The sequence below is a fragment of the Paenibacillus sp. F411 genome (assembly GCF_017582705.1).
In the GTDB taxonomy this organism is placed as follows: domain Bacteria; phylum Bacillota; class Bacilli; order Paenibacillales; family Paenibacillaceae; genus Paenibacillus_AQ; species Paenibacillus_AQ algicola.
The window spans coordinates 108,239-121,866 of record NZ_JAGFIP010000002.1 but is presented as its reverse complement, the minus strand read 5'-3'; the positions used below and the strand labels follow the sequence as shown (position 1 = coordinate 121,866).

Annotated in this window: 13 protein-coding genes; 9 read left to right on the top strand and 4 right to left on the bottom strand. The window is 50.5% G+C overall.

Features of this window, described 5'->3' with window-relative positions; translation table 11 throughout:
• Positions 1–13 precede the first annotated feature (13 nt).
• The 3 genes from bioB (at position 14) to JJQ72_RS02960 (ending at position 2,727) form a co-directional block, all read left to right on the top strand.
• Positions 14–976: a biotin synthase BioB gene (gene bioB / locus JJQ72_RS02970; RefSeq protein ID WP_481856820.1), complete on the top strand. Its 963-nt coding sequence runs from the start codon at positions 14–16 to the stop codon at positions 974–976.
• A 98-nt stretch (positions 977–1,074) separates the two neighbouring features.
• Positions 1,075–1,404, top strand: a complete 330-nt coding sequence (locus tag JJQ72_RS02965) for an antibiotic biosynthesis monooxygenase (protein ID WP_138225827.1) — start codon at positions 1,075–1,077, stop codon at positions 1,402–1,404.
• A 78-nt stretch (positions 1,405–1,482) separates the two neighbouring features.
• Positions 1,483–2,727: a DHH family phosphoesterase gene (locus JJQ72_RS02960; protein ID WP_208202709.1), complete on the top strand. Its 1,245-nt coding sequence runs from the start codon at positions 1,483–1,485 to the stop codon at positions 2,725–2,727.
• An 89-nt stretch (positions 2,728–2,816) separates the two neighbouring features.
• Here the strand turns inward: JJQ72_RS02960 and qoxD are convergent, their stop codons facing one another.
• From qoxD to qoxA, 4 genes are all read right to left on the bottom strand, one after another.
• Positions 2,817–3,104, bottom strand: a complete 288-nt coding sequence (qoxD, locus tag JJQ72_RS02955) for a cytochrome aa3 quinol oxidase subunit IV (RefSeq protein ID WP_138225829.1) — start codon at positions 3,102–3,104, stop codon at positions 2,817–2,819.
• Position 3,105: 1 nt separating this feature from the next.
• Entirely contained in the window at positions 3,106–3,702 is a 597-nt protein-coding gene (qoxC, locus tag JJQ72_RS02950) for a cytochrome aa3 quinol oxidase subunit III (RefSeq protein WP_138225830.1), read from the bottom strand.
• Positions 3,699–5,642 (bottom strand): cytochrome aa3 quinol oxidase subunit I, encoded by a 1,944-nt coding sequence (qoxB, locus tag JJQ72_RS02945; protein WP_138225831.1) that lies wholly within the window; start codon positions 5,640–5,642, stop codon positions 3,699–3,701. The genes qoxC and qoxB overlap by 4 nt, the downstream gene beginning before the upstream one ends.
• A gap of 83 nt (positions 5,643–5,725) precedes the next feature.
• Entirely contained in the window at positions 5,726–6,706 is a 981-nt protein-coding gene (gene qoxA, locus JJQ72_RS02940; protein WP_138225832.1) for a cytochrome aa3 quinol oxidase subunit II, read from the bottom strand.
• A gap of 649 nt (positions 6,707–7,355) precedes the next feature.
• Here qoxA and JJQ72_RS02935 point away from each other — a divergent pair.
• The 6 genes from JJQ72_RS02935 (at position 7,356) to JJQ72_RS02910 (ending at position 13,478) form a co-directional block, all read left to right on the top strand.
• Positions 7,356–8,303, top strand: a complete 948-nt coding sequence (locus JJQ72_RS02935; protein WP_208202708.1) for a metal ABC transporter solute-binding protein, Zn/Mn family — start codon at positions 7,356–7,358, stop codon at positions 8,301–8,303.
• A gap of 3 nt (positions 8,304–8,306) precedes the next feature.
• The gene (locus JJQ72_RS02930) at positions 8,307–9,035 is read left to right on the top strand and encodes a metal ABC transporter ATP-binding protein (RefSeq protein WP_138225834.1); all 729 of its coding nucleotides are present in this window, start codon (positions 8,307–8,309) and stop codon (positions 9,033–9,035) included.
• Between the two features lie 3 nt (positions 9,036–9,038).
• Positions 9,039–9,962: a metal ABC transporter permease gene (locus tag JJQ72_RS02925; protein ID WP_138225835.1), complete on the top strand. Its 924-nt coding sequence runs from the start codon at positions 9,039–9,041 to the stop codon at positions 9,960–9,962.
• 1 nt (position 9,963) lies between these two features.
• Positions 9,964–10,848, top strand: coding sequence for a metal ABC transporter permease (locus tag JJQ72_RS02920; protein WP_208202707.1), 885 nt, complete (start codon positions 9,964–9,966; stop codon positions 10,846–10,848).
• Between the two features lie 221 nt (positions 10,849–11,069).
• A complete protein-coding gene (cls, locus tag JJQ72_RS02915) occupies positions 11,070–12,518 on the top strand; it encodes a cardiolipin synthase (protein WP_138225837.1) in 1,449 nt (482 codons plus the stop codon).
• Between the two features lie 174 nt (positions 12,519–12,692).
• Positions 12,693–13,478 carry a hypothetical protein gene (locus tag JJQ72_RS02910; RefSeq protein WP_208202706.1) on the top strand — a complete coding sequence of 262 codons (786 nt, stop codon included), beginning with the start codon at positions 12,693–12,695 and terminating at the stop codon, positions 13,476–13,478.
• The last annotated feature ends 150 nt before the right edge of the window (positions 13,479–13,628 follow it).

Below are 13,628 nucleotides of genomic sequence, written 5' to 3'. Positions count from 1 at the left end.
CCGCTGGCAGCACATGGCCGCTCAAGTGCTGCAGAAGCAAGACCTTCTACCCCAGGATGCCCTGGCTATTCTTCAATGTCCCGATGAGGAGCTGCTGTCCTTAATGCAGGCGGCTTATGAAGTTCGGCGTCATTATTTCGGAAACCGGGTCAAGCTGAACATGATTATTAACGCCAAATCCGGGTTATGTCCGGAGGACTGTGGATATTGCTCCCAGTCGATCGTTTCGGAAGCACCCATTGACAAATATGCCTGGCTGACCAAGGAGAAGATCCTGGAGGGTGCGCAGGAGTCGATTCGCCGTAAAGCCGGTACCTACTGCATTGTCGCTTCCGGCCGACGCCCGACGGATAAGGAGGTGCGACATGTGGCAGAGGCTGTGAAGGAAATACGAGCCACCACCGACCTGAAAATTTGCTGCTGCCTGGGCTTCCTGAATGAGGATCAGGCAGGTCAGCTGGCTGAGGCCGGAGTGCATCGCTACAACCATAACCTGAATACGTCGAAGGACCATTTCAGCCGCATTACAACGACGCATCAGTATGAGGATCGGGTGGATACCGTGAATCAAGTGAAGGCCGTCGGCATTTCACCTTGCTCCGGAGTTATTTTTGGCATGGGTGAACGTGAAGAGGAAGCGGTAGAGATGGCATTTGCACTGCGTGAGCTGGGGGCTGAATCCATTCCTTGTAATTTTCTGAACTCGATTGAGGGCACACCGCTGCAAGGCGTCAAGGAGCTCACCCCTGTTCAGTGCCTGAAGCGGCTTGCAATGATGCGAATGGTGAACCCCTCCGCAGAAATCCGGATTGCCGGAGGGCGCGAGATCAACCTACGATCGCTGCAGCCGCTGGGACTTTATGCAGCTAATTCGATCTTTGTCGGTGACTATTTGACCACAGATGGACAAGATCAGCAGTCTGATTGGTCGATGATTGAGGATCTCGGGTTTGAAATTGAGACATGCGCTCTTTGACAATGATAATCTTTATCATTTACAATGAGGATATTCATATCTGATCAGTGAGCGACTGGCTGTCAGGAGGACTATTTTCATACAAGGGAGTGCTGTTCATGTTCGTAGAGGTCAAGACGATCGTAGTTACTGCTGGTCATTCACATCATGTGGTGGACAACTTCACCGGTCCCGGTGAGATTGAGAAGATCGAGGGCTTTATCGATCTCAGCGTCATGGTGAAGGAGAAGCGGCGCCAGGATGAAACGGAAGAAATTATGGTGGTCATCCGGTGGGAATCCAAAGAAGCATGGAAGCGCTGGGAAACGAGTGAAGCGCACATTCAAGGCCATAAGGCGAAGATTGGCAAGCCCAAGCCTGACTATCATGTCAGCAGCACCCACGGGGTGTATACTGTAGAATCGTCCAAGGGACCAAGAGCCGATTGAGTATTTTGGAAAATAGACGGGAATGTTAATGAGGCAGCTAAGGTCTGCCTCATTTTTAATTGTGAAGGAGCGTTCCTATTGTTTCACTTATATAGCCATAATGATCTGGACGGGGTGAGCTGTGGAATTCTTGCCAGGCTGGCGTTTGGATCCAAGGTTGAGGTGCGGTATCATGCAGTTCATAGCTTAAATGCGCAGGTAGAACGGTATTTGCTTCAGCAGGCGGAGCAGAACCAGCCGGAGAATATGCTTCTGATTACGGATCTTGCTGTGAGTCCGGAGATCGAAGCGCGCATAAATAGGTTTGTCACGTCGGGCGGGAAGGTGATGCTGCTGGATCACCATAAGACCTCACTGCATCTGAATGCACACGAATGGGGGAGCGTTCACATTCATCATGAGGATGGACGTACTGCATCTGCCACCTCCTTGCTTTATGAATATATGCAGTCCCGGGAGTGGCTGCAGCCTTCACCCTCACTGGATCAATTTGTAGAATGGGTCCGCTTATATGATACATGGGAGTGGGAGAAGGTAGGTGAAATCGAGGCGAAGCGGCTGAATGATCTATTTTATCTGCTGTCTCCCGAGCAGTTTGAGACCCGCATGTTAAGCCGCCTTCAGGGCAGCAGTCACTTTGCCTTTGATGAGTTTGAGGAGAAGCTGCTGACGCTGGAAGAGGACAAGATTGAACGTTATATCCGCCGCAAGCGCCGGGAGATGACTCAGACCTTTATTGGTGAGGAGTGCGTGGGAATTGTGTACGCAGAGAGCTATCATTCCGAGCTGGCGAGTGAGCTGGGCAAGGGCAACCCTCATCTTGATTATATTGCCATTCTGAACCTGGGTGGACGGCGCATGAGTCTGAGAACGATCCACGATCATATGGATGTAGCGGACATTGCCAAGCGCTATGGCGGAGGCGGGCATGCCAAGGCAGCGGGCTGTACGATGAACGAAGAGGTGTTCCGCTTATATGCGGCAGAGCCGTTTGAGCTGGACCCTCTGCCGCTGGATGCACCCCGAAACGCCTATAACGTAAAAGCTTCCGAGCACGGCGTGCTCTACGACACACCGGGGAAGAGCAACATCCTATTGTATCAATCCGGCTCCGGCAACTGGACGGCGGAATGGGACAAGGAGGCGCTGCCGTTTGACTTCCCTTCCTTTGAAGACGCCGAGCGTCATATCAAACGACACTATGGGGCCTGGCTCTGCCGCGATGACCGATATGTTCAATTTCTGTCGGAGCACTGGCTTCGCAGCCGCCGCAGAGGTCTTAAGCCCGATTTGGATGAAGAAAAGATTATTGATGATCTGTAATACCTTACGTAAGCACAAAGAAGCTGCCTTGAAGATCTAATCTTCGAGGCAGCTTCTTTGTGAGTATTTCTAACGATTGGCCTTCGAGCTTAAGCGTACCATCCCCACACGAAGATAAAGAGGGAGCCGAAGATGGTGACGAGGGCTACGAAGACGGCAAAGAATATATTGATATACAGCGATCTCTTGTCGTCCGATTCACCGATGTGCATGAACAGGACCAGCTGGAGCGTAGCCTGTAGAATGGCAGTGACCACCAGGATGGCCATTTTGACAGCTTCGGGCAGGTCCATCAATGCGACCAGTGCCAAAGCAGTCAGGCCGAGGGAGGCCACATAGCCAACGACGTGCTTGATGGGAAAGAGCTGCTTCAACATGTCACATCAGTCCTTTCAGATATACGAAGCTGAAAATGAAGATCCAAACGACGTCCAGGAAGTGCCAGTACAGCGAGAAGATAAACGATTTGTTCGCTGTGCTATGATCCAGTCCATGCTTTCTCAGCTGGACCAGGATGGCAATCCCCCACAGCAAGCCGAAGGTGACGTGAGCACCGTGCGTTCCCAGCAAGGTGAACAAGCTGGACAAGAATGCACTTGTAGTAATCGTAGCCCCTTCATGAACGTACGTGAAAAATTCGAAAATCTCAATGCCCAGGAAGACCGCTCCCAATGCCAGCGTGATGATCATAAACATCATCATCTGCTTCTTCAGCCCCAGACGCATGGCGTGAACCGCCAGGCCGATCGTGAAGCTGGAGGTCAGGAGGATAAAGGTTTCGGCCAGAACGGGGCCGATCTCAAAGATCTCGGCGCCGTTCGGACCGGAAGCATACCGGTCAACCAGAACAAAGTATACGGTAAACAGTGTCGCGAACAGTGCAATCTCCGCGCCAAGGAACAACCAGAACCCAAAGATCTTATTGCGGTTCTCTTCCGTTCCATATTCCAGAGGCTGAGTGGCATCTATCTTCATACCGTATCACCCCGCAGTTTCTTTTCAGTTTGGGCGACTTCTTCCGCTGGAATGTAGTAGCCGTGGTCTCTGTCAAAGGACATGGTGGCCATGATGATCAGAACGGCCAGGCCGGCAGGGATCGCCAGGCTCCACCAGCTGAATACCACGAAGAATCCGAGGAAGAAGAACGCGATGCCAAGGACAAATGGCTTGCCCGAATTGCTTGGCATATGAATCTTCTCAATTTTCTTATCAAACAGGGAACGCTTCTCTTTCTTGGCAAACCAGTATTCATCCCGCTGCTTAATTTCCGGAACAACGGCGAAGTTATACACGGGAGCCGGACTTGGAATGGACCATTCCAGAGAGCGTCCGTCCCAAGGATCGCCGGTCTTGTCACGCGGCTCGTAGCGGGTACTCCAGTAAATGTTGTACACCAGCAGGATAAACCCGATGGTCAAGCCGATCGCACCTACCATCGACAGCATATTCAGCGGACCGAAGCCGGTCTCTTCCGAATACGTGTACATCCGGCGCGTCATGCCCTGCAGACCCAGGAAGAACAGTGGGAAGAAGGTCACGTTAAACGAGATAATAATGAACCAGAAAGCGGTTTTGCCTTTACGCTCGTTCAAGCGGAAGCCGAACACTTTCGGGAACCAGTAGTGGAAGCCGGCGATGACGGCAAACACGGTACCCGGGATGAGCACATAGTGGAAATGCGCCACCAGGAACATCGTATTATGATACTGGTAGTCGGCACTGGCCATAGCCAGCATAACGCCGGTTACCCCGCCGATCGTAAAGATCGGAATGAAGGCCAGGGAATACAGCATAGGTGTCGTAAACTGGATTCGCCCTCGATGGAGCGTAAAGAGCCAGTTGAATATTTTTACCCCGGTCGGTACAGCAATCGCCATCGTGGTGATGGAGAAGAAGCCGTTGACCATAGCACCTTGACCCATCGTGTAGAAATGGTGAGCCCATACGATAAAGGACAGGGCAGAGATGACGAGCATACTGAGTACCATGGAGGTGTAGCCGTACAGATTTTTTCTGGCAAAGGTCGAGATGATCTCACTGAAAATCCCGAATGCCGGCAGTACGACAATGTAAACCTCAGGGTGTCCCCATACCCAGAACAGGTTGGCCCAGAGCATATCCATGCCGCCGTTCTGCATCGTAAAGAATTGGGTGCCGAACTGACGGTCCAGCATCATCAGCAGCAATGCAATCGTCAGGACAGGGAAGGCGAAGATGATGATCACGCTTGTGATCAGAACCGACCAGGTGAACATCGGCATCTTCATCAGCGTCATGCCCGGTGCACGCATCTTGAGGATGGTGACAATAAAGTTCACACCGGTCATCAAAGTACCAATCCCTGAAATCTGGATGGATAACGAGTAATAGTTGTTCCCCACATGCGGGCTCAGCTCAGGTCCGGCGAGCGGGAAGTATGCCGACCAGCCGGCATCCGGAGAGCCCCCGATCACAAACGAGATGTTAAAGAGCATCGCTCCGGCGAAGAAGAGCCAGAAGCTGATCGCATTCAGCCGAGGGAAAGCAACGTCGCGCGCCCCGATCTGGAGCGGGATGATAACGTTCATCAGGCCGAAAATAAATGGCATCGCCATAAACAGGATCATAATAACCCCGTGAGTTGTAAAAATCTCATTGTAGTGCTGTCCGTCCAGGAACTTCATATCCGGCATGGACGTTTGCGCCCGCATCATAATCGCATCGACGCCGCCGCGGAACAGCATGATGAGTGCAGCCAAAATGTACATGACCCCGATTTTTTTATGATCAACGGTTGTCAGCCATTCTTTCCACAGGTATCCCCATTTCTTGAAGTAGGTCAAGCCTACTACAATGGCCAGGGAAACGAGAACGATACTAACCATGGCGCCATAGATTAATGGTTCACCGGTAACGAAAAATTCGTCCCATTTCATAAGGGCTTATCTCCTTTCAGGATGTACAGGGGAGAGGGGCAATAAACGCAAATCTACGCCGTCTGCCTCAGCCTCATCAGTCCCTAGTGACCTTCGTGGTTGTTGTGAGTAGAATCTTCATTAGAAGTGTCCGGCTCGACATTGGGCTCGCCATCGAACTCCACTTCCTCTTCAGAGGTTGCTGGCTCCGGGAACTTCTGCTTCTTATCCTGATGATCTGTATGACCATTGGAATGGTGGCCATCCTCCGGCGGAGGACTGAATTCGAGATGCGTGCTGGAGAAGGACATTCTGCCAACATGAGGGGTCACCAGAAGGTCATCAAACTGCTCCTCGGTCAGATCCTTCTCATTCGCCTTCACGTCTTCTACCCACTCTTCAAATTCAGCAGCAGGCATCGCCAGCGCTTCAAAGTCCATGTGGGCGAAGCCTTCACCACTAAAGTTTGCGTTCTTACCCATATATGAGCCCGGAACGTCTGCTACCATGTTAATCTTCGTAACCATGTCACTCATGGCATATTTCTGACCGGCAAGCTGTGGAATCCACAAGCTCGTAATCGGACCGTAAGAATACATGCGGAACTCGATAGCACGGTTGGTCGGGAGGTTCACATAATTGACAGTCTCAATGCCTTGTTCCGGATAGCTGAAATGCCATTTCCAGTTGGAGGTGGAAGCGTAGATAACCAGCGGCTCCTGATCTTCATAGCCCTCCGGCACGTTCTCAACAGCTATGGTTGATTTGACTGTCACTACGGAAAGGATGATTACAATAATGATCGGAATAATCGTCCATGTAATCTCCAGCAGCTTGCTGCCCTCATCGTGCGGCGGCTCGTAGCCTTCATTGGATTTTCTAGCGCGGTATTTGACCAGCATATAGATGTAAAGAACGTATACCACAGCCAGAATGCCGACCATCATGAAGATAGAAAATATGATTGTATCGGACAGGGTCCTTGCAGCCGGACCTTTCGGATCCAAGACGGTCAATGAACTACAGCCCGATAAAAGCAAGGTTATACTCATCAACAATGCAAATAACGGCCCTCGTTTTTTCATGGTGTACCCCTTTCTGACATATTAAATCTCACATTCGCTTGTCACTTCATAATCCTATAGTAATGACTATTTTCATTCGTTGCAAAACCCATTACATTGTATATTTAACATTTTATGGTTTAACTTTGACGAACACCGTAACGTTTTGTGATCAAATTGTTTCAAAAAGACCCTCAAGAAGAGCAAAACCCTGTCGTTATGCGGTTTTTAGTGAGTTCAAACTTTGTTCAAATATTCACGAGTGTTCCCAGATTCGTCACAAATCACCGCCTTCAAATACGCTGTAGTGCCTGGTGGGTAAGGGTTATTTGCCCAAAATAGCCTTGAATAAATCAGTTTGATCCTAAAGCAAATAAGATATGTAGTCCACTGTGCAGGGCTGAAAGCACATCTCAGCGAAGCTGAGTAAAAAGCTCACATGCGTTATTTAAAGCATTCACCTTCTTTTGAATCGAAAGAGGAAGTATCGGGGTCTTTGCAACGCTCAGAATTAGTTAGCGTACACTATAAATGTTGCCCATGAGAAAAATCGTTGACAAACCGCAATAATCACGTTATTTTGTTATCAAGCATATATTTTGCCCGAGGGAAATTTAATTGTTTCATCCCACACAATAATGAATAATATGGTTAAGGGGGAAATTTGAAGATGTTGTCTCAAATGAAGAAGGTTTGGATTCCTGCAATGCTCATTCTGGTGCTGGCTTTGGCTGGCTGTGCCGGCTCAAATGAGAAAAACGGCAGTACGGCTGAAGGCAAAATCAACATTGTTACCACGATCGCTCAAATTGCAGAGCCGGTTTCTGTCATCGGCGGTGACAAGGTGCAGGTGTCCAGTCTTATGGGTCCTGGTGTTGATCCTCATCTTTACAACGCTACTCAAGGTGACATCAGCAAACTCGACCAAGCAGATATTGTGTTTTACAGCGGGCTGCATTTAGAAGGAAATATGACGGAAGTATTTGAGCAGATTGGCAAATCCAGACCTGTAGTTGCGATTAGTGAATCTGTATCCGAGGATCAGCTTCTGACCGATGATACAGGCGCTATTGACCCTCATGTCTGGTTCGACCTCGAGTTATGGGAGGTTTCATTAACGGCAGCGGTCGAGGAGATGAAGACATTTGCTCCGGAGCATGCAGAGGAATTTGAGAACAATAAGCTGAAATATTTCGAAGAACTGCAGGCGCTCAAGCAGGAAGCTCAGGAGAAGCTGGCTTCAATCCCCGAGAATCATCGCGTGATCGTAACGGCACATGATGCGTTCGGCTATTTCGGCAGAGCCTATGATATGGAGGTTGTTGGACTCCAGGGACTGAGCACGGAGGATGAGATCAGCGTATCGGATATTGATCAGACGATTGATATTTTAATGCAGCATCAGGTTCCTGCCGTATTTGTAGAAAGCAGCATTAATTCCAAGTCCGTTGAAGCGGTAGTGGAGGGAGCGTCCAGTAAAGGGCTGGATGTAAAGCTGGGCGGTGAGCTGTTCTCTGATGCGATGGGCGATGAGGGAACCGCAGAAGGAACCTACCTGGGCATGTACAGACACAATGTCAACATCATCTATGAGGCGCTGGCCGGAAAGGGAGAGTAATGCATGAGTGTGATTGAGGTTCAAGGCATAACCGCATCATACCGGAAGAATCAAGTACTTAAAGATGTGAATTTTACGGTTGAGCCTGGCACGCTGACGGCCATCATTGGACCTAACGGTGCCGGGAAGTCAACTCTGCTCAAGGTGCTGCTGGAGCTTCATCCGAAGCTCTCCGGCTCCACCGCTTTCTTCGGCTCTTCTCTGCAGAAGATGAAGAAGCGGATCGGTTACGTTCCGCAGCGGGGCTCGGTGGATTGGGATTTTCCAACGAATGCATTAGATGTCGTCACCATGGGGCTCTATGGCCAAATAGGCTGGCTTCGACGTCCAAACCGCTCTCATCGTGAGCGCGCTATGGCATGTCTGGAGCAAATGGGGATGGCCGACTACGCTAATCGGCAGATCAGTCAGCTGTCCGGCGGTCAGCAGCAGCGGGTGTTTCTGGCTCGGGCGCTGGTACAGGAAGCAGATCTGTATTTTATGGATGAACCGCTTGCCGGGGTTGATGCCGCAACCGAGAAAGCGATTATGCATACCTTAAAGGAGCTTAAAGATAGAGGCAAGACCGTGATGGTCGTGCATCATGACCTCCAGACGGTGGAGGATTATTTCGATCATGTACTGCTGCTGAACCGCTCGGTATGGGCTCACGGACCCACGGAGGAAGTATTTACACAGGAGAATGTTTACCGTACCTACGGCGGAACATTGCGCTGGATGAAGGAGGCGTAACGAATGTTATCTTGGTTATCGCCGAATACACAGTGGGTCCTGCTCAGTACGTTGATCTTAGGCATGGCTGCGGGGATGATCGGCTGCCTGGCCTATTGGAAGAGACAGAGCCTCATGAGTGACGCATTGTCTCACGCCGCCCTGCCTGGCGTAGTTATTGCCTTTGCGCTCACTGGAGTCAAGAGCCTGCCCGTGCTGCTTATCGGTGCTGCAATCAGCTCTTTGCTGGGTGCGCTCATGATTCAGGGCATTCGCTCCTCCAGCAGGATTAAAGAGGATACTGCGATGGGCATTATATTATCTGTGTTTTTCGGATTTGGCATCATGATGCTGACCCTGGTTAGTCGTTCTGCTGGCGGAAGCCAGAGCGGCCTTGACGGATTTATATTCGGGCAGGCTGCATCGATGGTTCGGCAGGATGTGTATATTATGCTCGGCATGGCGGTGCTGGTCATTCTCGTGGTATTTATCGGCTTTAAAGAATGGAAGCTGTTTCTGTTCGATCCCGGCTTTGCGAAAGGGCTTGGCTTATCTGCGAGATGGATGAACAACATTTATCTATCGGTTCTCGTTCTCGTCATTGTCATCGGCATTCAAGCCGTTGGCGTCATCTTGATGGCTGCGCTCCTCATTATTCCCGCGGTCAGTGCGAGATACTGGAGCCACTCGTTCAAGACGATGGTGGTCACCTCCGGATTGTTCGGGGGCATGGCCGGGATGAGCGGCAGCCTGCTGAGCTCGCTGGGCAGCGGCTGGCCCACAGGACCGTTTGTCGTGCTGACCTCATCGGCCATTTTCCTCGTCTCCCTTGTATTTGGAGCTGAGAAAGGGCTTCTCGTTCAGGCGCTTCAGCTTCGCAGTCAGAAGAAACAATACCAGCATAGTACCTGGCAGCACAAGACCGTTCACGTGAAGGAGGCAGACTAACATGACCTATGCCATGTGGATTCTCCTTACCGCCTCTCTAGTCGGTCTTTCCTGCGGGATCATCGGGGCCCTGCTTATTCTGAGAAAGATGGCTATGATGGCCGATGCCATCAGCCACAGTGTGCTGCTAGGCATTGTGGTTGCTTATTTGATCACACGAGAGCTGAGCGGCATTCATATGCTGATTGGCGCAGTGATTGCGGGCCTGTTGACAGCCGTTCTGGTGCAGTGGTTCCACGCCCGAGGTGTTCAGCAGGATGCTTCGATCGGTGTTGTATTTACTACGATGTTCGCGATCGGTGTTGTATTGATCGCAACTCAGGTCGGGAATGCGCATCTGGATACCAAGCATGCGCTGATGGGCGAAATCACTTTTATCCCATGGGACACGATCGCTCTTCCCGGACTCGGAGAGGTGCCGCGAGCGACGCTGACCTTATCCATCGTGCTTCTGCTGGTCATTGCGGTGATTGCGCTGTTCTACAAGGAGTGGAAGATTACATCCTTTGACCCCGCGCTGGCCGCGAGTCTTGGCATTCCGGTGGTGCTTATGCATTATCTGTTTATGTCCATGGTTTCACTGACAACGGTGGCCGCCTTTGATGCGGTTGGAGCCATTATGGTTGTGGCCATGCTTATTACACCGGCAGCCTCCGCTTATCTATGGACAGATCGTCTGTCTGTAATGATCGGGCTTAGTGCCATGTTTGGTGTGATCTCGGCCATTACGGGCTACTATATCGCCGTCTGGCTGGACACGTCCATCTCCGGCTCCATGGCCTTTGCTACGGGATTGGTGTTCTTGTTCAGCTTTCTGTGCTCGCCAAGACATGGTCTTGCCTCCCGCCTTCGTTATCGTCCGAGCATGTCGGAGCAGAAGCTGTAGCATCTGCATTCAATCATCACTTAAAATCCCCTGGAGATCACGCTCCAGGGGATTTTTTATTGATCAGACAATATTGAAGGTATGAATGTCAAAACGGTTACAGGCCGCTAGTGGACAGAACCACGCTCCTATTGTTATTGTTGTATATTAGGGGTCACCGGAAAGAACCCTGGAAAACAGCATTCTTTTCATTACATAGATAAAGGAAGAGGAATGAACATATGAGCTTGTCCAGCGGTATATTCGGGTTCATTATTTTGCTTAACATCACATTTGCAATGGTTGTCATTTTTCAGGGCAGGCGGGACATTGGATCTACATGGGCCTGGCTACTCGTTCTGCTGCTGATTCCGATTGCCGGCTTTATTCTGTACCTGTTTCTCGCCCAAAATTTCAGACGCAAAAAGCTGTTCTATTGGGAAGAATATAAGAAAAGCGGCCTGGATCGAGGCCTGAAATCCCAGGTTTCCCAGTTTCGGTCCCAGCAGTTTGAGTTCCGCAACAGCATCTCGGAGGAGTACCAGGACCTGATTACCATGAACCTGCTGAACAATCAGGCTTTTCTGACTGAAGACAATAAGGTGGAGATTATTACAGATGGCCATCAAAAGTTTGAAACACTGTTCCGGGACATTGAAGCGGCGACCGATTTCATTCATATTCAGTACTACATCATGCGCAAGGACAAGCTGGGCAGGAAGCTCATGGATCTCTTGTCCAAGAAGGCGAGAGAAGGGGTTCGCGTCCGGGTTCTGTATGATGAGCTGGGCTCCAGAGGGATCGGCAAAAGATTTCTGAAGGAGCTGCGGGAATCTGGCGGCCAGGCTGAGGCTTTTTTTCCATCCAAGTTCAGATTGATCAACCTCCGGCTGAATTACCGGAACCACCGGAAGCTCGTTATCATTGATGGCAAGGTCGGCTATATCGGCGGATTTAATGTCGGAGATGAATACCTGGGGCTGGATCCGAAGTTCGGATACTGGCGCGACACGCATTTAAGGCTGCAGGGGACCGCGGTGTATTCGATTCAGACCCGCTTCGTGCTCGACTGGAATCAGGCATCACAGGAGCATGACATCACGTATTTTCCCTCCTTATTTCCGGAGGTGCCTGAAGGCGGACTTGTTGGCATGCAAATCGTATCCAGCGGACCGGACAGCGAGTATGAGCATATTAAGAATGGTTATCTCAAAATGATTACCTCCGCCAGAGATTCCATCTTTATTCAAACGCCGTACTTCATACCCGATCCCAGTATGCTGGATGCTCTGCGGGTGGCATGCCTGTCCGGGGTTGAGGTCAATATTATGATTCCGGACAAGCCGGATCATATGTTCGTGTACTGGGCCACGCTCTCTTACATTGGAGAGCTCCTGAAGGCGGGAGCGAATGTTTATCAATATAACAACGGCTTTGTGCATGCCAAGACGCTGGTTGTCGATGATAAGGTGGCTTCGGTCGGCACGGCAAATATTGATTACCGAAGCTTTCGCTTAAATTTTGAGGTCAATGCCTTCATCTATGACGAAACGATTGCCTGCCGCCTTAATGATGAATTCCGCAAGGATCTGGAGGTTTCCACACTCTTGACTCTGGACAAATACCACGCTCTCTCCAAATGGGTACGGTTAAAGGAAGCGATCTCGCGACTGTTATCACCTATATTGTGAGGGAAAGAGCTGCTTAGAACAAATGTTCTTGTTTAAGCTTGACGAGTCGTTTGAACTGGAGTATATTGGAATTCAATACGTTACTGCGGGAGAAGCACCTCGCTGAACGAGCTGATGCAGCTTGTTTGGCGGGGTGTTTTTTGTTGCGTAATGACAGTAGAAGGAGAGGATCATATGTTTATTCAAGGGCTGAAACGATGGGTGAAAGTGGGGGTAATGACCTTGCTCACGGTCGCCTTCATCGGCAGTACAGCGGGAGAAGGGAAGGCTTCGGCGTCGGCTTGGGACGCCGCCTTGCGAAGCGTTGAAGGGCTGTATGACGGATATGAGGCGGCCGAGCTGTCTCTAAAGGTCCTTAAGGGCGAGGTCAGTTACATCCGCAAGCAGAATAATGAACGCCTGGATCAGGTGAATGCGGCCGTGAAGCAGATTGACAAGAGCAAGCTGAATCAGCTGCAGACGGCCTATGAGAAGCTGAAAGAGAAGCATGACCCGCTCCTGAAGCAATATACGGAGCTTGGGAAGAAGGCGGCAGCAGCTCGAAAGGCTAAGGACAGCAAGGGCGCCCTTGTGTACGACCTCAAGCGTAATCAGATCAAGGAGCAAGCCGCGGCAGCGCGCCTTGAAATCAAGAAGAAGTATGACGAGCTGGATGCAGCTAAGAAGCAGACTGCAGCTAAAGCCAAGCTCGTGAAGGATGCGCTGCAGCCTGTATATGCCAATAAGACCAGAATTACCGCCGAGAACAAGACCATTGCTGAAATGAATAAACGCAAATCAGCTGCAGATCAACGATACAAAAGCTCAGTCAAACTGGGAGATGCGATCGGCGCCGCAATCGAGCTGAATCGGCTTCTCTCAGAGCTAAGGGGCATGTATCAGTCTCATCAGCATATTTATCAATGGGAGAAGGATATCAAGCAGCAGCTATTCCTCGCCGAAGCCAAGCTGCCCCGGTAATACCAGGGCAAGAAGGCTATGGCGCGCGGAACTCAATGTGGATAGATGGTTTGAAATTCAATGCCCCAGGGTGGACCGTGAATAAAATTGCCATTGAAGAACACGACGAAAGTCCGATCCCTAATTCCGGATCGGGCTTTTGACTTAGGA